This is a genomic window from Microcella sp. (assembly GCF_030645145.1).
In the GTDB taxonomy this organism is placed as follows: Bacteria; Actinomycetota; Actinomycetes; order Actinomycetales; family Microbacteriaceae; genus Microcella.
This window is the reverse complement of the sequence record NZ_JAUSMI010000135.1, coordinates 26,040-48,702: the sequence shown is the minus strand read 5'-3', so window position 1 is coordinate 48,702 and position 22,663 is coordinate 26,040. Positions and strand designations below refer to the sequence as shown.

The 22,663-nt window shown below is 70.0% G+C and carries 23 protein-coding genes; 11 read left to right on the top strand and 12 right to left on the bottom strand.

Annotated elements, in window-relative coordinates:
- Nucleotides 1-4: 4 nt before the first annotated feature.
- The 4 genes from rpsR to Q7T15_RS09160 all read right to left on the bottom strand — a co-directional run bounded on the left by rpsR (nt 5) and on the right by Q7T15_RS09160 (nt 2,794).
- Nucleotides 5-265: a 30S ribosomal protein S18 gene (gene rpsR, locus Q7T15_RS09175; protein ID WP_055857729.1), complete on the bottom strand. Its 261-nt coding sequence runs from the start codon at nt 263-265 to the stop codon at nt 5-7.
- Between the two features lie 44 nt (nt 266-309).
- Nucleotides 310-825: a single-stranded DNA-binding protein gene (locus Q7T15_RS09170; protein WP_182491312.1), complete on the bottom strand. Its 516-nt coding sequence runs from the start codon at nt 823-825 to the stop codon at nt 310-312.
- A 2-nt stretch (nt 826-827) separates the two neighbouring features.
- Nucleotides 828-1,217, bottom strand: coding sequence for a 30S ribosomal protein S6 (gene rpsF / locus Q7T15_RS09165; protein WP_304695509.1), 390 nt, complete (start codon nt 1,215-1,217; stop codon nt 828-830).
- Nucleotides 1,218-1,351: 134 nt separating this feature from the next.
- Nucleotides 1,352-2,794: a CCA tRNA nucleotidyltransferase gene (locus Q7T15_RS09160; RefSeq protein WP_304695533.1), complete on the bottom strand. Its 1,443-nt coding sequence runs from the start codon at nt 2,792-2,794 to the stop codon at nt 1,352-1,354.
- A 26-nt stretch (nt 2,795-2,820) separates the two neighbouring features.
- On the opposite strand from Q7T15_RS09160, the gene Q7T15_RS09155 reads away from it, so the two are divergent.
- From Q7T15_RS09155 to Q7T15_RS09130, 6 genes are all read left to right on the top strand, one after another.
- Complete coding sequence (locus tag Q7T15_RS09155) at nt 2,821-4,983, top strand: DUF6049 family protein (protein ID WP_304695507.1); 2,163 nt, start codon at nt 2,821-2,823, stop codon at nt 4,981-4,983.
- Nucleotides 4,980-6,659: a murein biosynthesis integral membrane protein MurJ gene (gene murJ / locus Q7T15_RS09150; protein ID WP_304695505.1), complete on the top strand. Its 1,680-nt coding sequence runs from the start codon at nt 4,980-4,982 to the stop codon at nt 6,657-6,659. The genes Q7T15_RS09155 and murJ overlap by 4 nt, the downstream gene beginning before the upstream one ends.
- Before the next feature lie 115 nt (nt 6,660-6,774).
- A complete protein-coding gene (gene trxB / locus Q7T15_RS09145; RefSeq protein ID WP_304695502.1) occupies nt 6,775-7,731 on the top strand; it encodes a thioredoxin-disulfide reductase in 957 nt (318 codons plus the stop codon).
- A gap of 32 nt (nt 7,732-7,763) precedes the next feature.
- On the top strand, nt 7,764-8,087 hold the full coding sequence (gene trxA / locus Q7T15_RS09140; RefSeq protein WP_055857720.1) for a thioredoxin: 324 nt from the start codon (nt 7,764-7,766) through the stop codon (nt 8,085-8,087).
- A 138-nt stretch (nt 8,088-8,225) separates the two neighbouring features.
- Nucleotides 8,226-9,533: a PLP-dependent aminotransferase family protein gene (locus Q7T15_RS09135; protein ID WP_304695499.1), complete on the top strand. Its 1,308-nt coding sequence runs from the start codon at nt 8,226-8,228 to the stop codon at nt 9,531-9,533.
- Nucleotides 9,534-9,543: 10 nt separating this feature from the next.
- Nucleotides 9,544-10,530: a D-alanine--D-alanine ligase gene (locus Q7T15_RS09130; RefSeq protein ID WP_304695497.1), complete on the top strand. Its 987-nt coding sequence runs from the start codon at nt 9,544-9,546 to the stop codon at nt 10,528-10,530.
- A 39-nt stretch (nt 10,531-10,569) separates the two neighbouring features.
- Here Q7T15_RS09130 and Q7T15_RS09125 read toward each other — a convergent pair whose 3' ends face one another.
- From Q7T15_RS09125 to rpmH, 8 genes are all read right to left on the bottom strand, one after another.
- Complete coding sequence (locus Q7T15_RS09125) at nt 10,570-11,520, bottom strand: ParB/RepB/Spo0J family partition protein (RefSeq protein ID WP_304695495.1); 951 nt, start codon at nt 11,518-11,520, stop codon at nt 10,570-10,572.
- Nucleotides 11,520-12,413, bottom strand: a complete 894-nt coding sequence (locus Q7T15_RS09120; RefSeq protein WP_304695493.1) for a ParA family protein — start codon at nt 12,411-12,413, stop codon at nt 11,520-11,522. Before Q7T15_RS09120 ends, Q7T15_RS09125 begins: the two co-directional genes overlap by 1 nt.
- A 79-nt stretch (nt 12,414-12,492) precedes the next feature.
- Entirely contained in the window at nt 12,493-13,071 is a 579-nt protein-coding gene (rsmG, locus tag Q7T15_RS09115; RefSeq protein WP_304695531.1) for a 16S rRNA (guanine(527)-N(7))-methyltransferase RsmG, read from the bottom strand.
- Between the two features lie 171 nt (nt 13,072-13,242).
- Nucleotides 13,243-13,746 (bottom strand): R3H domain-containing nucleic acid-binding protein, encoded by a 504-nt coding sequence (locus Q7T15_RS09110; protein ID WP_304695529.1) that lies wholly within the window; start codon nt 13,744-13,746, stop codon nt 13,243-13,245.
- Between the two features lie 2 nt (nt 13,747-13,748).
- Nucleotides 13,749-14,705, bottom strand: coding sequence for a membrane protein insertase YidC (gene yidC / locus Q7T15_RS09105; protein WP_304695491.1), 957 nt, complete (start codon nt 14,703-14,705; stop codon nt 13,749-13,751).
- A gap of 8 nt (nt 14,706-14,713) precedes the next feature.
- Complete coding sequence (gene yidD / locus Q7T15_RS09100; RefSeq protein WP_304695489.1) at nt 14,714-15,031, bottom strand: membrane protein insertion efficiency factor YidD; 318 nt, start codon at nt 15,029-15,031, stop codon at nt 14,714-14,716.
- On the bottom strand, nt 15,028-15,372 hold the full coding sequence (gene rnpA, locus Q7T15_RS09095; protein WP_304695487.1) for a ribonuclease P protein component: 345 nt from the start codon (nt 15,370-15,372) through the stop codon (nt 15,028-15,030). Before rnpA ends, yidD begins: the two co-directional genes overlap by 4 nt.
- An 8-nt stretch (nt 15,373-15,380) precedes the next feature.
- Nucleotides 15,381-15,518, bottom strand: coding sequence for a 50S ribosomal protein L34 (gene rpmH / locus Q7T15_RS09090; RefSeq protein ID WP_022881903.1), 138 nt, complete (start codon nt 15,516-15,518; stop codon nt 15,381-15,383).
- Nucleotides 15,519-15,785: 267 nt separating this feature from the next.
- Here rpmH and dnaA point away from each other — a divergent pair, with 267 nt between their 5' ends.
- The 5 genes from dnaA (at nt 15,786) to gyrB (ending at nt 22,653) form a co-directional block, all read left to right on the top strand.
- Complete coding sequence (dnaA, locus tag Q7T15_RS09085; protein WP_304695481.1) at nt 15,786-17,195, top strand: chromosomal replication initiator protein DnaA; 1,410 nt, start codon at nt 15,786-15,788, stop codon at nt 17,193-17,195.
- A 488-nt stretch (nt 17,196-17,683) separates the two neighbouring features.
- A complete protein-coding gene (dnaN, locus tag Q7T15_RS09080; RefSeq protein ID WP_304695479.1) occupies nt 17,684-18,826 on the top strand; it encodes a DNA polymerase III subunit beta in 1,143 nt (380 codons plus the stop codon).
- 10 nt (nt 18,827-18,836) lie between these two features.
- On the top strand, nt 18,837-19,997 hold the full coding sequence (gene recF, locus Q7T15_RS09075; protein WP_304695477.1) for a DNA replication/repair protein RecF: 1,161 nt from the start codon (nt 18,837-18,839) through the stop codon (nt 19,995-19,997).
- Complete coding sequence (locus Q7T15_RS09070; protein WP_304695475.1) at nt 19,997-20,497, top strand: DUF721 domain-containing protein; 501 nt, start codon at nt 19,997-19,999, stop codon at nt 20,495-20,497. Before recF ends, Q7T15_RS09070 begins: the two co-directional genes overlap by 1 nt.
- 158 nt (nt 20,498-20,655) lie before the next feature.
- A complete protein-coding gene (gene gyrB, locus Q7T15_RS09065) occupies nt 20,656-22,653 on the top strand; it encodes a DNA topoisomerase (ATP-hydrolyzing) subunit B (RefSeq protein WP_304695473.1) in 1,998 nt (665 codons plus the stop codon).
- The last annotated feature ends 10 nt before the right edge of the window (nt 22,654-22,663 follow it).

Here is a 22,663-nt window from a genome sequence, read left to right as displayed (position 1 = left end):
CCCCTTAGCGGCCAGCGCCGGCGTACGGAAGCAGTGCCATCTCGCGCGCGTTCTTGACGGCGCGGGCGATGAGGCGCTGCTCCTGCACGGAGACACCGGTGATTCGGCGAGCGCGGATCTTCCCGCGCTCGGAGATGAACTTGCGGAGGGTGGCGACATCCTTGTAGTCGATGATGCCAACCTTGATCGCCTTCGCGGGGGCGGCGTTCTTCGCGCCCTTGCCGCCGCGAGGCTTGCGGCGGTCGCCGCTGCTCTTGCCAGCCATAGTGGTTGTCCTTTACGAAATCAGCTGCCGGTCGTCAGACCGGATCAGAACGGGGTGTCGTCGGAGAAGGAGCCGGGCGTGTTCCACACGTCGCCGGCGTTGGAGGAGCCGGAGCTCTGCTGCGCCGGAGCGCCCCACGGCTCGTCGGCGACCTGGGCGTTCCCGCCGCGGCCTCCGCCCATGGAGCTCGAGCCGCCCGACGTGCGGGTGACCTGAGCGGTGGCGTAGCGCAGGCTCGGGCCGATCTCGTCGACCTCGAGCTCGATGCTCGTGCGCTTCTCGCCTTCCTTCGTCTCGTACGACCGCTGCTTCAGGCGACCCTGCGCGATGACGCGCGAGCCCTTCGTCAGCGAGGAGGCGACGTGCTCGGCGAACTCACGCCACACGCTCGCGCGCAGGAACAGCGCCTCGCCGTCCTTCCACTCGTTCGCCTGACGGTCGAACGTGCGGGGAGTGGACGCGATGGTGAAGTTCGCCACGGCAAGCCCGTTCTGCGTGTAGCGCAGCTCGGGGTCGGCGGTCAGGTTGCCGACGACGGTGATGATCGTCTCGCCGGCCACGACTACTCCGCGGCCTTGGGCGCGGAGGCCTTGGCGGCCTCGCGAGCGGACTTGGACGCGGCCTTCTCCGCAGCCTTCGCCTCGAAGGCGGCGACGCGAGCGACGGCCTCCTCGGCACGCAGCACCTTGGTGCGCATGACCGCTTCGCTGAGCTTCAGCTGGCGGTCGAGCTCCTGCGTGGCCGCGGGGTTCGCGGTGAAGTTGACGACGGCGTAGATGCCCTCGGTCTTCTTCTGGATCTCGTATGCGAGGCGACGACGGCCCCAGATATCGACGTTCTCGATGTTCCCACCGTCATTGCGGATGACGTTGAGGAACTTGTCGAGGCTCGGAGCGACAGTGCGCTCGTCGATCTCGGGGTCGAGGATCACCATCATTTCGTACTGATGCATGACTCACCCACCTCCTTCGGACTCGAACGGCTGCAGACGATCTGCAGCAGGAGGGTATGGCATCAGTCGCCCACTGGGGACAGGGCCCCGGGCAACCTGCACAGCGTAGTCGATGACGGATGCCCGGCGCCAGTTCAGGAGGCGCCGCCGCGCTCCTGCCACCAGGCCCGCAGTCGCCGCTCGGCCTCTTCCGCCCCCAGGGGCCCCTCGTCGAGCCGCATCTCGAGCAGGAAGCGGTACGCCTCGCCGACGACGGGCCCGGGCCGGACGTCGAGGATCGCCATGACCTGCTCGCCGTCGAGGTCGGGGCGGATCGCCGCGAGCTCCTCCTGCTCGGCGAGCGCGGCGATGCGCGCCTCGAGCTCGTCGTACGCGCCGCGCAGGCGCGCGGCCTTGCGGCGGTTGCGGGTCGTGACGTCGGCGCGGGTGAGGATGTGGAGGCGCTCGAGCAGGGCATCCGCATCGCGCACGTAGCGGCGCACGCCGGAGTCCGTCCACGGGGCGTCGCTGTAGCCGAAGAAGCGCAGGTGCAGCTCGATGAGCCGCGACACCGCGACGATCGTCTCCTTGTCGAACCGCAGCGCGGTGAGCCGCTTGCGCGCGAGCTTCGCCCCGACGACGTCGTGGTGGTGGAACGTCACGGCCCCGCCCGGCTCGACCTTCTTCGTCGCGGGCTTGCCGATGTCGTGGAGGAGCGACGCGAGGCGCAGCACGATGTCGGCGGGAGCATCCGCCCCGGCACCGCGCGAGGCCTCGAGCTCGATCGCCTGGTCGAGCACCGTGAGCGAGTGCTCGTAGACGTCCTTGTGGTGGGCGTGCTCGTCGACCTCGAGCTGGAGCGCCGGCAGCTCGGGCAGCACGAGATCGGCGAGGCCCGTCGAGACGAGCAGCTCGAGGCCGCGGCGCGGGGAGGAGGTCGAGAGCAGCTTGACGAGCTCGTCGCGCACCCGCTCGGCCGAGATGATGCCGAGACGATCGCGCATCCCCTCGATCGCCCGCAGGGTCGCGTCGTCGACGTCGAGGCCGAGCTGCGCGGCGAACCGCACGGCCCGCAGCATGCGCAGAGGGTCGTCGCTGAACGAGCGCTCGGGCGAGATCGGGGTGCGCAGTCGACCGCCGAGCAGGTCGTCGAACCCGCCGCTCGGGTCGACGAGCGTGAGCGACGGCAGGCGGAGGGCCATCGCGTTGACGGTGAAGTCGCGCCGCTCGAGGTCGCCGTCGAGGGTGTCGCCGAACGCGACCTCGGGCTTGCGCGAGTCGGGGTCGTACGCGTCGGAGCGGTACGTCGTGATCTCGACGGTGTCGGCGCCGATGCGCGCTCCGATCGTGCCGAAGGCCCGCCCGATGTCCCAGTGCGCGCTCGCGACGGGCGCGACGATGCGGATGATGTCGTCGGGGCGCGCGCTCGTCGTGAGATCGAGATCGTTGACGGGACGACCGAGGAAGGCGTCGCGCACGGGCCCGCCGACGAGGGCGAGCTCGTGGCCCGCGGCCTCGAACCGCGACGCGAGGGTCGCCAGGGGCTCGGCGGCGGCGAGTGCCCGCAGCCGGTCGAGGGCCTCGGCCACGCTCTGCATAGTCACCAGAGTCTAGACTTCCGCACATGTCGGCCGAGCGGGAGCGAGGGGGTTCTGCCGCGCCCGCGACCCCGGTGCGCGCGCTGCTCCGCCCCCTGCTGACGGCTCTCCTGCTCATCCTCGTCGCCGCGCCCTCCGCGACGGCGACGGCCGCCTCCGGTCCGCTCGCGACGACGACCCACGACGCCGGGATGACCGGCCTGCAGCTCACCGTCGCGCCGCTCGGCTCGGGCATCGTCGACCCCGACTCGCCGCTCGAGGTGCGCGTCGTCGCCACGAACCTCTCGACCGCCGTGACGCCTGCGGGCGCGGCGACGCTGTCGATCGCGGCGGGCGCGCCCGCCGACTCCGCGACGCTCGCCGCCTGGCTCGGCGAGAGCGATGCGGATGTCCGCCCCACCGCGGTCGCATCGGCCGTCGTCCCCGCGCTCGAGCCCGGATCGAGCGCCACGGTCGAGCTGCGCGCCGAGTCCGACGCAGTCGGCTTCGCCGGAGCCTGGGGCCCGCGCGTCATCGAGGTCTCCATCGCGGGGGAGGGGCGCGTGCTCGGCACTGCCCGCTCGGCCGTCGTCTGGGTGCCCGCGGGCACGACACCGCCGACCTCGACCGTCGTCGCGGCCGTGCCGCTCACCGCCCCGGGCTTCGACGGGGCCTTCATCCCCGCGGAGGATCTCGCGCTCCTCACGGCACCCGGCGGGCTCCTCCTGCGCACCCTCGACGCCGTCGCGGGCCGCGCCGTCGCCATCGGCGTCGACCCGCGGGTGATCGCGTCGATCCGCATCCTCGGCACGGCCGCGCCGGAGTCGGCGACCGCCTTCCTCGACCGGCTCGCGCTCGTGCCGAACGACACGTTCTCGCTCGCCTGGTCCGACGCCGATCCGCTCGCGACCGCGCACGCCCGCGGCATCCCGCTCCCGCCCGTCGAGGGCGCGGGCGCGGCGATCGACCCGAGCGTGCTGGGGGGAGGCGATGGCGCCGACGGCACCGAGGGCACCGGCGTCGCGCCGTCCGACGCGCCCGAGGCCTCGCCGTCGGCCTCCCCGAGCCCGAGCGACGCCCCCGGCGCCGTCCCCACCCTCGCCGAGCTCAGCGCCTGGCCGCACGACCTCGACGACGTCGTCTGGCCGCGCGAGGGCACCGCGACCGCGAGCGCCCTCGGCGTGGTCGCCGAATCGGGCGTGCGCACCGCGATCGTCGGCAGCACCAACCTCGACGGCGGCACCGGCCTCGTCGCCCGGGTCGGCGACCTGAAGGTGCTGCGCAGCGACGACGCGCTCTCCCGCGCCGCGCGCGACGCCGTCGCCGCGACGACCGAGCAGGAGTGGCAGAGCGCGACCGCGCGGGTCTCCGCCCTCATCGCGGCCTCGAGCGCCTCCGACGCCGCGGTCGTGCCCTTCTTCACCCTGAGCCGCGACCGGCTGGGCAACTCGCTGCGCCTGCTCGACCTCCTGGGCGCGATCGAGGCGCTGCCGTGGGCGCGCGGAGGCGGCCTCGCGGCCGCGAGCGCCGCATCCGGCCCCGAGGTCGGCGTCGTCGACGCCGCGATCGCGGAGGAGCGGCTCATCGACGTCGGGCGGATGCTCGACGCCGAGGCCGCCGATCGCGCGTTCGCCGAGGTGGCCGTCGAGCCCGCGCTCATTACCGACGAGCGGAGGCTCGAGCTGCTCGGCGCCCTGTCGCTCGGCTGGGACGAGGAGGCGGGCGAGGCCGCGACCCGGTTCGTGGAGGCCTCGCAGGAGCTGCGGGCGGGGGTCCAGATCGTCGAGGGCAGCACGATCACGCTCCTCTCCGACCGCACATCGCTCCCCGTGACGGTGCAGAACGCGCTCGACGTGGCGATCCGGGTCTTCGTGCAGGTCGACAGCGCCACCGGACGACTCCGCGTGGAGGACCGGCGCGTCGAGACGATCGTCGAGCCGCAGTCGCAGACGCGCGCGCTCGTGCCTGTGCAGTCGCTCACCAACGGCGAGGTGCCCATCACGGTGTCGCTCATCGACGCCGCCGACCGCCCCGTCGGCCAGTCGACGAGCGTTCTGCTCAATCTCCAGGCAGGGTGGGAGACCGCGGCGATCGTCGTCATGGCGGTGCTCGTGGGAGGGCTGCTCGCCTTCGGGCTCTCGCGCGACATCCGCCGCCGGCGGATGCGACGCCGGGTGCGCGCGCAGCGCGGCGAGGAGGAGACGGCGTGACCGACGAGCCCCGCCCCGGCGCCCCCGGCGACCTGCCCGACGACCGCTCGGGCGGAATCGGACGCGCGAGCCTCGTGCTCGCCTCGGGCACGATCGTCTCGCGCCTGCTCGGCTTCGTGAGCGCCGTCATGCTCACGCAGACGATCGGCGCGCTCGGCTCGGGCGCCAACACCTTCGCCCTCGCCAATCAGCTGCCCAACAACATCTACGCGATCGTCGCGGGCGGCGTCCTGAGCGCCGTGCTCGTGCCGCAGATCGTACGGGCGAGCGTGCACGACGACGGCGGCGAGCGCTTCATCAACCGGCTCGTGACCCTCGGGCTCGTCGTGTTCCTGGGCGCGGCCGTCGTCGCGACCCTCGCCGCGCCGCTCCTCGTCTCGCTCTACGCCGCCTCCTCCGACGGCGGCGGGCGCGGCTTCACGGGGGAGGAGATCGCCCTCGCGACGGCCTTCGCCTACTGGTGCCTGCCGCAGGTGCTCTTCTACGCGCTGTACACGCTCTTCGGCGAGGTGCTCAACGCGCGCCGCGTATTCGGGCCGTTCACGTGGGCGCCCGCGATCAACAACGTGGTCGCGATCGCCGGCCTCATCGTCTTCGGCGCGATGTTCGACGCCGACGTCACCCGGGCATCCGCCTGGACGCCGGAGATGATCGCGGTGCTCGGCGGGTCGGCGACCCTCGGCGTCGCAGCCCAGGCGCTCGTGCTCGTGCTCTTCTGGCGGCGGGCGGGCCTGCGCTACCGCCCCGAGTTCACGTGGCGCGGGGTCGGCCTCGGCGCGACCGGCCGCGCAGCCGGCTGGATCTTCGCGATGATCGTCGTGATGCAGATCGGCGGCATCGTGCAGACGCGCGTCGCCTCCGAGGCCGCGACCGCCGACGACGCCTCGCTCATGGTCATGCGGACGGCGTGGCTCCTGTTCATGCTCCCGCACTCGGTCGTCGTCGTCTCGCTCGTGACCGCCTACCTGACCCGCATGAGCGCCCACGCGCGCGACAAGGATCTCGACGCGGTGCGCATCGACACGACCGAGGCGATCCGCATCACGAGCCTGCTCATGACGCTCGCGACGATCGGCCTCATCGCCGTCGCGGTGCCCTTCGCGCGCATCTTCGCGGAGAACGCCGTCGATCAGATCGCGACCGTGCTCATCGCCTTCGTCGTCGGGCTCGTGCCGTTCAGCGTGTACTTCGTCATGCAGCGCGTGTTCTACGCCCTCGACGACACCCGCACGGCGTTCTGGCTGCAGGCGGCGCACACGGCGTTCTTCATCACGGGCGCGCTGCTGTGCTCGCTCCTGCCGACCGCGTGGATCGTGCCCGGCCTCGGCATCGTGACCTCGGCAGCGGGGGCCTTCCAGATGGTGCTCGGCGGCATCGTCCTCCGCCGACGGCTGGGGGGCCTGGATGCTCCGCTCATCGCGCGACGCATGACGCAGTTCGTCGTCGCCGCCGTTCCCGCCCTGCTCATCGGCCTCGGCGTCGGCACGGCCCTGGGCACGCTCGGCGGCGGCCTCGTCGGAGACGGCTTCGCGCGCGCCTCCGTCGGGGGAGCGGTCGTGAGCATCGTCGCGATCGCCGTGCCGATGATCCTCGCGTACGGCGGCGCGCTTCTCGCGATGCGCGTGCCGGAGGCGCTCAGCACGCTCGCGCTCGTGCGCGGTCGACTTGGGCGCTGACGGTGCAGGTGAACGGCCGGTGGACGCGCCGACCGCCGGAATACCCCCGACCTAGGATGGGTTGTCACCCGTGTCGGAGCGGCACCCGCCCGGCACCCACCTCGTGAGGAACGACATGCGCCACGTCATCATCATCGGCTCCGGCCCGGCGGGCTACACCGCCGCCATCTACGCCGCGCGGGCCAACCTCGAGCCGCTCGTCATCGCGAGCTCGGTCGAGTTCGGCGGCGAGCTCATGAAGACGACCGAGGTCGAGAACTTCCCCGGCTTCCCCGAGGGCGTCATGGGCCCCGACCTCATGGTCAAGATGCAGCAGCAGGCCGAGCGCTTCGGCGCCGAGATCGTCTACGACGACGTCGTGTCGCTCGAGCTCGAGGGCCCCGTCAAGTCGGTCACCCTCGGCAACGGCGACCGCCACGAGGCGCACGCCGTGATCTTCGCCACCGGCTCGGCGTACCGCAAGCTCGGCATCGCCGACGAGGAGCGCCTGAGCGGCTACGGCGTCTCGTGGTGCGCCACGTGCGATGGCGCCTTCTTCCGCCAGAAGACCGTCGCGGTCGTCGGCGGCGGCGACTCGGCGATGGAGGAGGCGACCTTCCTCACGCGCTTCGCCGACAAGGTCTACGTCATCCACCGCAGCGAGACCCTCCGCGCCTCGGCCGCCATGCAGGACCGCGCGAAGAACGACCCGAAGATCGAGTTCGTCTTCAACAAGACGGTCGAGCACATCTACGGCTCCGACCTCGTCACGGGCGTCGGCCTCGTCGACACCGTCACGGGGGAGGAGACGACGCTCGACGTCTCGGGCCTCTTCATCGCGATCGGCGCCGACCCGCGCACGCACCTCGTGCACGGCATCCTCGACCTGAACGAGCACGGCACGATCGCCGTCGAGGGCCGCTCGTCGCGCACGAGCGTCGAGGGCGTCTTCGCCGCCGGCGACGTCGTCGACCCGACCTACCGCCAGGCCATCACGGCCGCGGGCAGCGGCACGGTCGCGGCGCTCGACGCCCAGCACTACCTCGAGACCCTGCACGACGCCGCGCGCGAGACCGCGTCGGCGACCGCCTGATCCGTCGAACCACCGACTCCAAGGAGACACTCATGAGCACGCGCGACGTCACCGACGCCACCTTCGAGGCCGAGGTCCTCAACAGCGAGAAGACGATCATGGTCGACTTCTGGGCCGAGTGGTGCGGCCCCTGCCGCGCCGTCTCGCCGATCCTCGACGCGATCGCGACCGAGAACGCCGACAAGATCGACATCGTCAAGCTCAACGTCGACGACAACCCGCAGACGGCCATGAAGTACCAGATCACCTCGATCCCCGCGATGAAGGTGTTCAAGGGCGGCGAGGTCGTCAAGACCGTCATCGGCGCCAAGCCGAAGCCGGCTCTCGAGGCCGATCTGGCCGAGTTCCTGGCGTAGTCGCCTCCTCGCCACGGGCATCCGCCCGTTCGGGATGCGACGAGCGGCCCGCCCTCCGGGGCGGGCCGTTCGTCGTTCCGGCCGTATCCTGGAAGGCACTGCCGCATCGGGCAGCCGCGTGATGGGTGGTGAAACGGCGTGATTCCCCGCGAAGGAACCAATCTCGACCCCTGGTACGGCCTCTACGCCGACCGCACCGCTGGCCTGAGCGCCTCCGAGGTCCGCGCCCTCTTCGCCGTCGCCTCGCGCCCCGAGGTGGTCTCGCTCGCGGGCGGGATGCCCTTCGTGAGCGCGCTGCCCCTGGAGAGCATCCGCAGCTCGATGGAGCGCGTCATGCGCGACCAGGGCGCCCGCGCCCTCCAGTACGGGTCGGGGCAGGGCACGCCCGAGCTGCGCGAGCACATCCTCGAGATCATGGCGCTCGAGGGGGTGCGCGCCGGCGTCGACGACGTCGTCGTCACGACGGGCTCGCAGCAGGCGCTCGACCTCATCGCGAAGCTCTTCCTCGACTCGGGCGATGTCGTGCTCGCCGAGTCGCCCTCGTACGTCGGCGCGATGGGCATCTTCCGCTCGTACCAGGCCGAGGTCTCGCACATCGCGATGGATGCGGACGGCATGATCCCCGCCGCGCTCGTCGAGCGCATCGCGTCGCTGCGGGCCGCGGGCCGCAGCATCAAGTTCCTCTACCTGATCCCGAACTTCCACAACCCGGCCGGCGTCACGCTGAGCTGGGAGCGCCGGCTCGAGATCATCGAGATCGCGCGCCGCGAGGGCGTCCTGATCGTCGAGGACAACCCTTACGGGTTGCTCTGGTTCGATCGCCCGGCCCCGCACGCCATGCGCTCGGTCGAGACCGACGGCATCGTGTACCTCGGCTCGTTCTCGAAGACGCTCGCGCCCGGCTTCCGGATCGGGTGGGCGCTCGCGCCGCACGCCATCCGCGAGAAGCTCGTCCTCGCGGCCGAGTCGGCGATCCTCTCGCCGAGCGCCGTGAACGAGCTCGTCGTGAGCGACTACCTCGCGAACGCCGACTGGAAGGGCCAGATCGACACCTTCCGCGGCCTCTATCGCGAGCGGCGGGATGCCCTGATCGACGCTCTCGAGCACTACCTGCCCGATCTGGAGTGGACGAACCCCAACGGGGGCTTCTACGTGTGGGTCACCCTGCCCGAGGGCCTCGATGCGAAGGCCATGCTGCCCCGCGCGGTCAAGGAGCTCGTCGCCTACACGCCCGGAACGGCGTTCTTCGCCGACGGCTCGGGCCGCGCGAACCTGCGCCTGTCGTACTGCTACCCGACGCCGCACGAGATCCGCGAGGGCATCCGACGCCTCGCGAGCGTCGTCCGCGGCGAGCAGGAGCTCCTGTCGACCTTCCACCCCACGGGTCCCGTCGAGCTCGTCCTGCCCGAGCCGCACGTCATCAGCCCGCCGCCGAACCTGGGATGAACCCGATCGCATGAGCCGAACCCCCACCGATCCCCCGGCGCAGCGCGTCGTCGTCCTCGCGGGCGGAATCTCGCACGAGCGCGACATCTCGCTCCGCTCGGGGCGCCGCGTCGCCGACGCGCTCGCCTCGCACGGCCTGCAGGTCGAGCTGCGCGACCCCGACGCGACCCTCCTGCCCGCACTCCTGGCCGACCGACCGGATGTCGTCTGGCCCGCGCTGCACGGCGCGAGCGGCGAGGATGGCGCGCTGCGCAGCCTCCTGGAGTTCCTCGGCGTGCCCTACGTGGGCTCGCGCGCCTCGGCGACGCGCCTCGCGTGGGACAAGCCGGCGGCGAAGACCCTCGTCGAGCGCGCGGGAGCCCCGACGCCGCACTCGATCACCCTCACGCGCGACGCCTTCCGCGAGCTCGGCGCCGAGAGCGTCCTCGCGGTCGTGCGCGGCGAGCTGCCCGGCGAGCTCGCGGTCAAGCCGGCGCAGGGCGGCTCGGCGCAGGGCGTGAGCCTCGTGAGCAGCGACGACGAGCTGCGACGCGCGATGGTGCAGGCGTACACGTACTGCGACGTCGCGATCATCGAGGAGCGCATCCGCGGCACCGAGATCGCGATCGGCGTCATCGACACCGGAGACGGCCCCGTCGCCCTCCCCGCGGTCGAGATCGAGCCGCTCTCGGGCGTCTACGACTTCGAGGCGCGCTACAACGCGGGGGAGACCCGCTTCTACGCGCCCGCGCGCATCGCCGACGACGTCGCCGAGCGCGCGACCGGGATCGCGCTCGCGGCGCACCAGGCCCTCGGGCTCCGTCACCTCAGCCGCATCGACCTCATCGTCGACGGCGCCGGCACGCCGTGGTTCCTCGAGGCGAGCGTCATGCCGGGGCTCACCGAGACGTCGACGATCGCCCTCGCCCTCGAGGCCGCCGGGCACGATGTGGGCTGGGTGTACGCCGAGCTGGCTCAGGCCGCCATCCGCGACGAAGTTGGGTCACGAAACTCCTGATCAGAGCAGGTTTATGACCCGATCAGTGACCTCGGCGATCTAGCGGAAGCCGTCGTCGCCGAGCTCGCCGAGGATGCGATTGAGGTCGCCGATCGTCGCGAAATCGATGACGATCGAGCCCTTCTTCGACCCCAGCGAGATGCTCACGCGCGTGTCGAGTCGGTCGCCGAGACGCTCGGCGATCTCGGCGAGCTGGGCCTGCCGCCCGCCGGGAGCCGGCTTCTTTTGCTTGCGCGTGCCTGCCGCGCCGCTCAGCAGCTGCGCGGCCGCCTCCGCCTGACGCACCGAGAGCTCCTCATTGACGATCTTGTCGGCGAGGCGCTGCATGAGCTCGGGCTCGTTCGTGGAGAGGATCGCGCGCGCGTGGCCCGCGCTGAGCACCCCTGCCGCGACCCGCGCCTGGACGGCCTCGGGCAGGCGCAGCAGACGCAGGGTGTTGCTGATCTGCGGGCGTGAACGGCCGAGGCGCTCGGCGAGGCGCTCCTGCGTGATGCCGAAGTCCTCGAGCAGCTGCTGGTAGGCGCTCGCCTCTTCGAGCGGGTTCAGCTGAGCGCGGTGAAGATTCTCGAGCAGGGCATCCCGCAGCATGTCCTCATCGGCCGTGTTGCGCACGATCGCGGGGATCGTCTCAAGGCCGGCGAGAGTGGATGCTCGGAGCCGGCGCTCGCCCATGATGAGCTCGTACTGCGGCTCGCCCTGTCCTGCGCCCGCGCGCTCGCGGACGACGATGGGCTGCAGCACCCCGAACTCGCGCACGGAGTGCACGAGCTCGGAGAGCTCCTCCTCGCGGAACTCGGTGCGCGGCTGCTGCGGGTTCGGGACGATGTCGCTCGGGGCGATCGCGGCCAGACGGGCACCGGGAACGGCCGCGAGCTCGGTCGCGTCGGGCGCCGGCGGGAAGAAGACGTCGACGGGGCGGTCGCGATCGCCGTCGCTCATGGGGATGAGCGCGCCGATGCCGCGCCCGAGTCCTGTGCGCTTGGTGGCCATTACTGCCCCGCCCCTCTCTGAGCGATCTCCGCAGCGGCCTCGAGGTACGAGAGCGAGCCGGCGGAGGACTGGTCGTAGCTGATGACGCTCTGCCCGAACGACGGAGCCTCGCTGATCCGCACCGATCGGGGGATGAGCGTGGAGAGCACGAGATCCGGGAAGTGCTCGCGGACGTCGGCGACGACCTGCTGCGCGAGATTGGTGCGGCCGTCGTACATCGTCATGAGGATCGTCGACACGCGGAGGTCGGGGTTGAGGTGCTTCTCGATGAGCTTGATCGAGTTGAGCAGCTGACTGAGCCCCTCGAGCGCGTAGTACTCGCACTGGATGGGGATCAGCACCTCGCGCGCGGCGACGAAGGCGTTGATCGTCAGCAGTCCGAGCGACGGCGGGCAGTCGATGAACACGTAGTGGACGGGCTCGTCGACCTCCTGCAGGTAGGTGTCGAGGGCTGTGCGGAGGCGCTGCTCGCGCGCCACGAGCGACACGAGCTCGATCTCGGCGCCGGCGAGGTGGATGGTGGCGGGCACGCAGTAGAGGTGGTCGAACTCCGGGCTCTTCTGGACGACGTCGTCCATCTCCGCCTCGCCCACGATGACGTCGTACACGCTCGGGGTGTCGGCGCGGTGCTCGACGCCGAGAGCGGTCGAGGCGTTGCCCTGAGGGTCCAGGTCGATGACGAGCACTCGGGCGCCAGAGCGTGCGAGCGCTGCCGCCAGGTTGACGGTGGTCGTCGTCTTCCCGACGCCGCCCTTCTGGTTCGAGACCGTGAAGACGCGCGGAGCGGAGGGGAGGGGGAGGTCCTTCTGCTGCAGAGCCATGCGGCGACGGGTGATGTCCGCGATCTCCCGCGCGAGGGGAGTGGACTCGTCGTAGCTGCTGCCCGCAGTCATCGGAGAGCCTCCCGAATCGATGTTTCACGTGAAACGGGCGTCGAATCGACGCCCGCCGTATGCGGCCGAACCGAGGGGCTCAGGACGCTGCGTCCACTGTAGCCCGAAAGACGCGCGTGGCTTCGGGCACGACTCCCGTGCCGAGCTCGAGCACCTCGATGCCCGAGAGACGGTGCTTCGCGATCTGCTTCCGGGCGGCGTCGATCTCGTCGTGGACCTTCGCACCCTTGAGCAGGATGAGCTCGCCGCCGCGACGGAGGAGCGGCGCCGCGAGGGGGATGAGCGTGCGCAGGGCGCTCACAGCGCGAGCGGTCACCTGGTCGAGCGGCGCGACGGAGAAGGCCTCCTCGGCCCGGGCGCGGAGGACCGTGACGTTCTCGAGACCGAGGCGATCGGACTCGGCGCGAAGCCAGTCGCAGCGGCGCTCCATCGGCTCGATGAGGATAAAGCGGGCATCCGGTCTCGCGATCGCGAGCACGAGCCCGGGCAGGCCGGCGCCGCTCCCGATGTCGCCGACCCGGGCGCCCTCGTGGATGAGGGGTGCGAGGACGGCCGAGTTGAGCACGTGGCGCGTCCACAGGCGCGGCGGCTCGAGCGGTCCGATGAGGCCGAGCGTCTCGCCATGCTCGGCGAGGTCGCGAGTGAACCGGCGCGCGATCTCGACGCGATCGCCGAAGAGGACCGCCGCGCCGGCGGGCTCGGGCTCGAGCCCCGCGAGCCCGCTGCTCGCCTCGGTCGCCCTGTCGTCGGGGTCGTGGGGTGACGGGGCGAACGCTGCGTCCGCCGGGGGAGAGGCGTCCTCGGAATGTTTCACGTGAAACGGGGTGCGTCAGGCGCGGCGGATGACCGTGTGACGGTCGGCGCCCTCGCCCTCGGACTCCGAGGTGAAGCCGCGCTCGGCGACGAGATCGTGCACGAGCTTGCGCTCATAGCTCGACATCGGGGGGAGGGCGGCGGACGAGGCGCCCGCCTCGAGGCGCTCGACGGCACGGTCGACGAGGAGGGAGAGCTCCTGTGCGCGCGCATCCCGCGAACCGCCGATGTCGAGGATGAGGCGCGAGAACTCGCCGGTGCGCGCGTGCACCGCGAGGCGCGTGAGCTCCTGGAGCGCAGAGACGACGTCGGGCTTCGAGAGCAGGCGCAGGTCATCCGGGCTCTCGGATTCGACCGAGAGGTAGACGCGACCCGCGCGCGACTCGATCTCGAGGTCGCCGTCGAGGTCGGCGAGGTCGAGGAGCTCCTCGAGGTAGTCGGCGGCGGCATCGCCCTCGTCGATCAGCGCCTGCGCGCTGGGCTCGGCCTGGGTGGCCTCCTGCTCGCTCACATCGGTCATGGTCACTTCCCCGTCTTCTTCTTGGCGCGGTTCTTGCCGACCGGCTGCTGGCGCTGGGTCTTCTTGGGCTCCTCGGCCGCGGGTTCCGGGGCGTCCTCGACGATCGTCGGGAGGCCGCGGCGCTGGCGCTTCTTCGCGAGGCGGGCCTCGCGGGCGAGCGCGGCCTCCGAGCCGGGCGTCGGCATGTTCCGGATGACGATGAACTGCTGCACCATCGTCCAGAGGTTCGAGACGAACCAGTAGAACATCACGCCGAGCGGGAAGGCGAAGCCCGAGAACGCGAACACGAGGGGGAGCAGGTACAGCAGGATGCGCTGCTGCTTGTACATCGGAGACGCCTTCATCTCCGGCGACTGGTTCTTCGACATGATCTGCAGCTGCGTGATGAACTGCGACGCCGTCATGAGCACGACGAGGATCGACGCAATGACGATGACCCACACGTTGCCATCGGAGGTGACCATCGACGAGCCCAGGGGAGCGAGCCCGAGGAGCTCCGCCTCACCGAACTGGCGCGAGAGCCCCTCGTTGAGCAGACCCACACCCGGCTTGCCGGCGTAGGCGTCACTCAGCACGTAGAAGAGGCTGAGGAAGATCGGCATCTGGAGCAGGAGCGGCAGGCACGACGACAGTGGGTTGGTGCCCGTGCGCTTGTACAGCTCCATGGTCTCGCGCGACATGGCCTCGCGCGAGAACTGGTCGCGCTTGCCCTTGTACTTGTCCTGGATCTTCTTGAGCTGCGGCGCGATCTCCATCATCCGCCGCTGGCTCTTGATCTGCCGGACGAACACCGGGATGAGCAGGGCGCGGATGACGAGCACGAGACCCGTGATCGACAGCACCCAGGTCACACCCGAGGCGGCGTCCATGCCCGCGAGCATGAGCAGCGAGTGCCAGCCGACCAGGATCGCCTCGATGACCCACTTGATGGGCCACAGGATGAGGCTGAAGAAGTCCATGACGGGAATTATCCCTTTCTCTGAGTGGCCACGAAGCCGAGCCGCGTGCGGCGGTAGGGGAAGTGCTCGTGGACGGGTACATCGTCGATGCCGCCCTCGGCCCACGGATGGCAGCGGGCGAGTCGGCGGGTGGCGAGCCAGCCGCCGCGGGCGACGCCGTGCTCCTGCACCGCGCCGAGTGCGTAGGCCGAGCAGCTCGGGTAGTAGCGGCAGACGTCGCCGTACAGGGGGGAGATGATCGCCCGGTACACCCGCAGAACAGCGATCACCGCGTTCCGCGGCAGGAGCACGAGGGTCTGAAGAGCAGTGCTGCGCAGCACCGTCATGCCGTCACCACCCGTCGAACGCCGCCGTCGATCTCCGCCCGCAGGGTATCCCAGTCGATCTCACCGGCTCCTGGGAGCGCCCGGATGACGATGAGATCCGTCGGCGGGACGGGGATCTCGTCGATCGCCGCCGCGCACACGGCCTGGATGCGGCGGCGGACCCGGTTGCGAACGACAGCGCTCCCGACCTGCTTGGAGACGATGACCCCGAATCGGGGTCCGTCAGCAGATGGGGAGCGCAGTCGGTGGAACACGGCGTGCTCGGCAGTGGCGCGACGACCTTTTCGCACTGCGGCGCGAAAGTCGTCCGGGTGCGTGACCCGGTGGGCCCGGCCGAGCACCGAGAGTCTTAGGCCGAGAGCTCGGTGCGACCCTTGCGGCGACGCGCGGCCAGGATGGCGCGGCCGGCGCGAGTGCGCATGCGCAGGCGGAAGCCGTGCACCTTGGCGCGACGGCGGTTGTTGGGCTGGAACGTGCGCTTGCTCATGCTTATTCTCCTCGGCCGCGACAGGGCGGCGGCGACGGGCGGTGCCCGGACATCGCAGATCGACCCGGACAGAAGTCAACCGGTTAACAGTACGGTGACGGAGGCCCCCGGTCAAACCGCAAGGAGCCGGTCGTGCATTATCACCAGTCCCCTCCCGGACCATTGGTAACGACGCGCCGCTCCCGTCTACAGTGGGGGGCTATGGCGCGCCGCGGCGAACCGTGCTGCCGCTGAAACCGGTGCCACCCACCCCCGAGGAGTCCAGCGATGACGGATGAGTCCGATTCCACCGTCGAGCTGTGGAACTCGGTGCAGGGCGTCCTCACCGCCGACGAGCGCATCACGCCCCAGCTGCACGGGTTCATCAACCTCGTCGAGCCGCGCGGCATCATGGCGGGCACCCTCTATCTGGAGGTGCCGAACGAGCTGACGCGCGGGATGCTCGAGCAGCGCATCCGTCTGCCCCTTCTCAATGCCCTCTCGAGCGTCGCCGGCGAGACCGTGACGAGCTTCGCGATCGTCGTGAACCCCGAGATCCAGAACGACGGCTTCGACGCCCCCGTCGAGAAGATCGAGCCGACCCCGTACATCGAGCAGCCGCAGACCTCGACACCGGTCAACGCGAGCGATCGCCGCAGCGACAGCCGGCTGAACCCTAAGTACAGCTTCGACAACTTCGTCATCGGTGGCTCGAACCGCTTTGCGCACGCCGCAGCCGTCGCCGTCGCCGAAGCGCCCGCGAAGGCCTACAACCCGCTGTTCGTCTACGGCGAGTCCGGGCTCGGCAAGACGCACCTCCTCCACGCGATCGGGCACTACGCCGAGAGCCTGTATCCGGGCATCCGGGTTCGCTACGTGAGCTCCGAGGAGTTCACGAACGACTTCATCAACTCGATCGCGAACAACCGGGCGAGCCTGTTCCAGTCGCGCTACCGCGAGATCGACATCCTGCTGATCGACGACATCCAGTTCCTGCAGGGGAAGGACTCGACGCAGGAGGCCTTCTTCCACACCTTCAATACGCTCCACGACCACAACAAGCAGGTCGTGATCACGAGCGACCTGCCGCCGAAGCACCTGACCGGTTTCGAAGACCGCATGCGCAGCCGCTTCGAGTGGGGCCTCATCACCGATGTGCAGGCGCCCGATCTCGAGACGCGCATCGCGATCCTCCGCAAGAAGGCGCAGAACGACAAGCTCCAGGTGCGCGACGACGTGCTCGAGTACATCGCCTCGAAGGTGTCCAGCAACATCCGCGAGCTCGAGGGCACGCTCATCCGCGTCACGGCGTTCGCGAACCTGAACCGCACGCCCGTCGACATGCAGCTCGTGCAGACCGTGCTGAAGGACCTCATCACGCTCGACGAGGACAACGTCATCGCACCGGTCGACATCATCAATCACACCGCGGCCTACTTCAAGCTCACGGTCGACGACCTGTACGGCTCCTCCCGGTCGCAAGCGGTCGCCACGGCGCGTCAGATCGCGATGTACCTGTGCCGCGAGCTCACGAACCTCTCGCTGCCGAAGATCGGGCAGCTGTTCGGCAACCGCGACCACACCACCGTCATGTACGCGAACAAGAAGATCAGCGAGCTCATGAAGGAGCGCCGCTCGATCTACAACCAGGTCACCGAGCTCACGAGCCGCATCAAGCAGAACCACCGCTACGGCTGACGCCTCCCACGACTTCCGCCTGTTTCGGGCGATTCGGGATGCGGCCCGGGCTCTCGCCCGGGCCGTTCTTGTCGCCTCCCACAGCTTCCTGCCAGGTTCAGAGGGGTTTTCGCACACTGGGGAGAGCCTGTGGATAACTCTGCTGACACGCCGGTACGGATTGTGGATGGCCGCGGGAGACGTGTGAGCGGAGGAGATCGACCGCGCGAATCGCTCCCCGGCGCTTCACGACCTCGAGCCCCGATCCTCCACAAATCACACGAATGTGGTTCAGCCTGATTACGGGTTTCCCACCGAGTTATCCACACTGTGCACAGCGGTTAACGATGTTAATCCTTCTCTTCAATGAATGAGCGAGGGTGATAACCCTTCCTGGGCCCGAACGACAGGAATCCGCGCAGTTCGCGCCGCATCGGCGCTGTGCCAGTATTGAAGCCCCCGCCACCGGGGCAGCAGCATCCGCAGCACTCACGACCGAGAGGGAGCCCGTGAAGTTCCAGGTCAATCGCGACGTCTTCGCCGATGCCGTGTCGTTCGCCGTGAAACTGCTCCCACAGCGCACCACCCTCCCGATCCTCAGCGGAGTCCTGCTGCGGGCCGAGGGCGACACGCTCACGCTCTCGTCGTTCGACTACGAGGTCTCGGCCCAGACGGCGATCACCGCCGACATCGAGGAGGACGGGACCGTCCTCGTCTCCGGCCGCCTTCTCTCGGAGATCGCCTCGCGGCTGCCCAACGCCCCCGTGCAGTTCACGACGGAGGACAACAAGATCGCCGTCCGCTGCGGCTCGGCGCGCTTCACGCTCTCGAGCATGCCGGTCGAGGAGTACCCGAGCCTGCCCGTCGTCGACGGCCCCGCCGGCGTCCTTCCCGGCGACGCGTTCTCCGACGCCGTCGGCCAGGTCTCGGTCGCCGCCTCGCGCGACGACGTGACCCCGGTCATCACCGGTGTCCAGCTCGAGATCGCCGAGAACCGCCTCTCGCTCGTCGCGACCGACCGCTACCGCGTCGCCGTGCGCGAGATCGACTGGGAGTCCTCCGCCGTCGCCGAGGGCGTCACCGCTCTCGTCCCGGCACGCACGCTCTCCGAGCTCGGCAAGATCTTCGGCCACTCCGCGCAGATCGAGGTCACGATCGTCACGGGCGGAGACCGCGAGCTCATCGCCTTCTCGGCCGACAAGAAGACCGTCACCTCGCTGCTCATCAAGGGCAACTTCCCGCCCGTCAAGCGGCTCTTCCCCGAGACGGTCGACAACTACGCGGTCATGAACACCGCCGAGCTCATCGAGGCCACTCGTCGTGTGGCCCTCGTACTCGAGCGCGACGCGGCGCTGCGCTACAGCTTCTCAGTCGACGGTCTCACCCTCGAGGCGATCGGCAGCGAGAACGCGCAGGCCTCCGAGACGATCGACGCGCACCTGGTCGGCGGCGACACGGTCGTCTCGCTCAAGCCGCAGTTCCTCATCGACGGCCTCGCCGCGGTGCACAGCGAGTTCGTGCGCATCTCGTTCACGAAGACCGACAACCCGAACAAGCCCGGCCCCGTGCTCATCACGAGCCAGTCGTCGAAGGACCAGCCGGGCGCCGACAACTACCGCTACCTGCTGCAGCCCAACCTGCTGCTGCGCTAGCGCCGCCGGCGTGCACGTCACCCACCTCTCGCTCGCGGACTTCCGCAACTACGCGCGCGCCGAGGTCGAGCTCGCCCCGGGTCCCGTCCTGTTCGTCGGCCGCAACGGCCAGGGCAAGACGAACCTCGTCGAGGCGATCGGCTACGCGAGCACGGTCTCGAGCCACCGCGTCTCGACCGATCAGGCGCTCATCCGCTTCGGCGCCGAGTCGGCGATCGTGCGCCTCCGCGTGCAGCACGACGATCGCGCGCTCGTGATCGAGATCCAGCTCAACCGAACGGGTGCCAACAAGGCGCAGGTCAATCGCGGGGCGATCCGCGTCCGCGAGCTGCCGCGCTACTTCTCGAGCGTGCTCTTCGCCCCGGAGGACCTCGCGCTCGTGCGCGGCGAGCCCGGCGGCCGCCGCACCTTCCTCGACACCCTCGTCGTGCAGCGCAATCCGCGCTTCGCCGGCGTGATCTCCGACTACGAGAGGGTGCTGCGGCAGCGCAACACGCTCCTGAAATCGGCACGCGCCTCGCGCATCCCTGCCGACGCGCTCACGACGCTCGACGTGTGGGACGACCGCCTCGTCGACCTCGGCACCGAGCTCATGGTCGCCCGATGGCAGCTCGTCACGGCGCTCCGCCCGCACGTCGCGGAGGCCTATCGCGCGGTCGCGGGCGATGACCATCGCACGCGGCTCGGTCTGCAGCACTCGATCGACGGCGATGCGGCCGGTCCGCATCTCGACGACGAGGCGGCGGATGCCCCGCTCGACCCCGAGGCGACGCGCGAGCGGTTCCGCACCGTCCTCACCGAGCGCCGCCGGGCCGAGCTCGAGCGCGCCGTCACGCTCGTCGGCCCGCACCGCGACGATCTCGTGCTCGAGCTCAACGGGCTCCCGGCCCGCGGGTACGCGAGCCACGGCGAGAGCTGGTCGTACGCACTCGCGCTCAAGCTCGCCTCGGCGCACGTGCTGCGCGCGGACGCCGTCGCCGGCGACCCCGTGCTCGTCCTCGACGACGTCTTCGCCGAGCTCGACGAGGGTCGCCGCGAGCGCCTCGCGGATGCGGTGCAGGGGTTCGAGCAGGTCCTCATCACGGCAGCGGTGGGCGGGGACGTCCCCGACCGGCTGCGCGCGACGACCGTGCGCATCGCCGCGGGCGCGGTCGTGGAGGGCGACGACTGATGCCGGCGCGCGAGCAGCCCGAGTCCGAGGCGTCGGCCGTGTACCTGCGACTGCGCCGACTCATGGGCGACCCGGCGAAGCGATCGGGGGATGCCCGCAAGCGGTCCACGGTCGCGAAGGGGGCATCCGTGCCGTTCGGGAAGGGACGCGACCCCTCGGGTCTCGGCGACGTGATCGACTCGATGAGCGCGCGCATGGGCTGGACCTCGCCGCTCGCGAAGGGCGAGCTGCTGCTCTCGTGGCCCGAGCTCGTGGGGGAGGACACCGCCGCGCACTCCACGCCCGTCGGCATCGAGGAGGAGGTGCTCACGGTGCAGTGCGATTCGACCGCGTGGGCGACGCAGCTGCGGCTCATGCGGGCCGATATCCTGACCTCGATCCTGAAGCGCTACCCGGACGCGGGCGTGACATCGATCCGCTTCGACGGGCCCGGGGCGCCGAGCTGGAAACGAGGCCCCCGGTCGATTCCGGGGCGCGGCCCTCGCGATACCTACGGGTGAGATAGCGAATCACTCCGCCTGTAGCGAGAAATCGCCCCTGAGGGGCGTTACAGGCCCGCTGAGGGCCGGATTTTTGCTAGGATTGTCACGTCGCTGCGGGGCCTGTTCTTCGGCCTGTGCCAGCACGATCGGTCTACTCGGCAGGAGCGCTATCCCCTATGGCCACCACCCCCTCAACCCCTGCGTCGGATGAGGCGTACGGCGCCAGCCACATCCAGGTTCTCGAAGGGCTCGAGGCGGTCCGCAAGCGTCCGGGCATGTACATCGGCTCGACGGGCCCGCGCGGTCTGCACCACCTCGTGTACGAGATCGTCGACAACTCCGTCGATGAGGCCCTCGCCGGCTTCTGCGACACCATCGATGTGACGATCCTCGCCGACGGCGGCGTGCGCGTCGTCGACAACGGTCGCGGCATCCCCGTCGACATCCACCCGGTCGAGAAGAAGTCGACCGTCGAGGTCGTCCTGACCATCCTCCACGCGGGCGGCAAGTTCGGCGGCGGCGGCTACGCGGTCTCCGGCGGCCTGCACGGCGTCGGCAGCTCGGTCGTCAACGCGCTGTCGACGAAGCTCGAGGTCGAGGTCCGTCGTCAGGGCAACGTCTACCGGCAGAGCTATCAGAACGGCGTGCCGGATGCCCCGCTCGCGAAGGGCGAGGCCTCGACCTCGAACGGCACGACGATCACGTTCTGGCCGAACGACGACATCTTCGAGACCGTCGACTTCGACTACGACACCCTCCGGACCCGCTTCCAGCAGATGGCCTTCCTCAACAAGGGCCTCCGCATCGCGATTACTGACGAGCGCCAGCCCGACCACACCGCCGACACCGGCGAGGGCGTCAGCACGGCGCCGCGGCACGAGGAGTTCCTGTACGAGAAGGGCCTCGTCGACTACGTCGAGTTCCTGAACTCGGCGAAGAAGATCGAGGTCGTCCACCCGGAGATCATCAGCTTCGAGTCGGAGGACACCGAGCGCCGCATCGCCCTCGAGGTCGCCATGCAGTGGACGACCGCGTACTCCGAGTCGGTCCACACCTACGCGAACACGATCAACACGCACGAGGGCGGCACGCACGAGGAGGGGTTCCGGGCGGCGCTCACGACGCTCGTCAACCGCTACGCGCGCGAGAAGGGCCTCATCAAGGAGAAGGACGAGAACCTCTCCGGCGACGACGTGCGCGAGGGCCTCACCGCCGTCATCTCGATCAAGCTCGGCGAGCCGCAGTTCGAGGGCCAGACGAAGACCAAGCTCGGCAACACCGAGGCGAAGTCGTTCGTGCAGAAGGTCACGGGCGAGCACCTCTCCGACTGGTTCGAGCGCAACCCCGTCCAGGCGAAGGACGTCATCCGCAAGGCGCTGCAGGCGGCGGCCGCGCGCCTCGCCGCGCGCAAGGCGCGCGAGCAGACCCGCCGCAAGGGCCTGCTCGAGTCGGGCGGCATGCCCGGCAAGCTCAAGGACTGCCAGTCGAAGGACCCGTCGCTCTCCGAGATCTTCATCGTCGAGGGCGACTCGGCCGGCGGCTCGGCCGTGCAGGGCCGCAACCCCGAGACGCAGGCGATCCTGCCGCTGCGCGGCAAGATCCTCAACGTCGAGAAGGCGCGCCTCGATCGCGCGCTCGGCAACGCCGAGGTCCAGGCCATGATCACCGCGTTCGGCGCGGGCATCGGCGAGGACTTCAGCCCCGACAAGGTGCGGTACCACAAGATCGTGCTCATGGCCGATGCCGACGTCGACGGCCAGCACATCACGACGCTCCTGCTGACGCTGCTGTTCCGGTACATGCGTCCGCTCATCGATCTCGGCTACGTGTACCTCGCGCAGCCTCCGCTCTACCGCCTGAAGTGGACGAACTCGGAGCACGAGTACGTCTACAGCGACCGCGAGCGCGACGCGCTGCTCGAGGCCGGCGTCGCCGCGGGCAAGCGCATCCCCAAGGACAACGGGGTGCAGCGCTACAAGGGTCTCGGCGAGATGAACCACCAGGAGCTGTGGGACACGACCATGAACCCGGAGACGCGCACCCTGCTGCAGGTGACGCTCGAGGATGCGGCGGTCGCCGACTCGGTCTTCTCGACCCTCATGGGCGAGGACGTCGAATCGCGGCGCCACTTCATCCAGCAGAACGCGAAGGACGTCCGGTTCCTCGACATCTGATCGAGCATCC

Coding starts and splice junctions, on each gene's coding strand:
- rpsR (WP_055857729.1), bottom strand. CDS start 265: ATGGCTGGCAAGAGCAGCGGCGACCGCCGCAAGCCTCGCGGCGGCAAG.
- rpsF (WP_304695509.1), bottom strand. CDS start 1,217: ATGCATCAGTACGAAATGATGGTGATCCTCGACCCCGAGATCGACGAG.
- Q7T15_RS09160 (WP_304695533.1), bottom strand. CDS start 2,794: ATGCAGAGCGTGGCCGAGGCCCTCGACCGGCTGCGGGCACTCGCCGCC.
- Q7T15_RS09155 (WP_304695507.1), top strand. CDS start 2,821: ATGTCGGCCGAGCGGGAGCGAGGGGGTTCTGCCGCGCCCGCGACCCCG.
- trxB (WP_304695502.1), top strand. CDS start 6,775: ATGCGCCACGTCATCATCATCGGCTCCGGCCCGGCGGGCTACACCGCC.
- trxA (WP_055857720.1), top strand. CDS start 7,764: ATGAGCACGCGCGACGTCACCGACGCCACCTTCGAGGCCGAGGTCCTC.
- Q7T15_RS09130 (WP_304695497.1), top strand. CDS start 9,544: ATGAGCCGAACCCCCACCGATCCCCCGGCGCAGCGCGTCGTCGTCCTC.
- Q7T15_RS09125 (WP_304695495.1), bottom strand. CDS start 11,520: ATGGCCACCAAGCGCACAGGACTCGGGCGCGGCATCGGCGCGCTCATC.
- Q7T15_RS09120 (WP_304695493.1), bottom strand. CDS start 12,413: ATGACTGCGGGCAGCAGCTACGACGAGTCCACTCCCCTCGCGCGGGAG.
- Q7T15_RS09110 (WP_304695529.1), bottom strand. CDS start 13,746: ATGACCGATGTGAGCGAGCAGGAGGCCACCCAGGCCGAGCCCAGCGCG.
- yidC (WP_304695491.1), bottom strand. CDS start 14,705: ATGGACTTCTTCAGCCTCATCCTGTGGCCCATCAAGTGGGTCATCGAG.
- yidD (WP_304695489.1), bottom strand. CDS start 15,031: ATGACGGTGCTGCGCAGCACTGCTCTTCAGACCCTCGTGCTCCTGCCG.
- rpmH (WP_022881903.1), bottom strand. CDS start 15,518: ATGAGCAAGCGCACGTTCCAGCCCAACAACCGCCGTCGCGCCAAGGTG.
- dnaA (WP_304695481.1), top strand. CDS start 15,786: ATGACGGATGAGTCCGATTCCACCGTCGAGCTGTGGAACTCGGTGCAG.
- Q7T15_RS09070 (WP_304695475.1), top strand. CDS start 19,997: ATGCCGGCGCGCGAGCAGCCCGAGTCCGAGGCGTCGGCCGTGTACCTG.
- gyrB (WP_304695473.1), top strand. CDS start 20,656: ATGGCCACCACCCCCTCAACCCCTGCGTCGGATGAGGCGTACGGCGCC.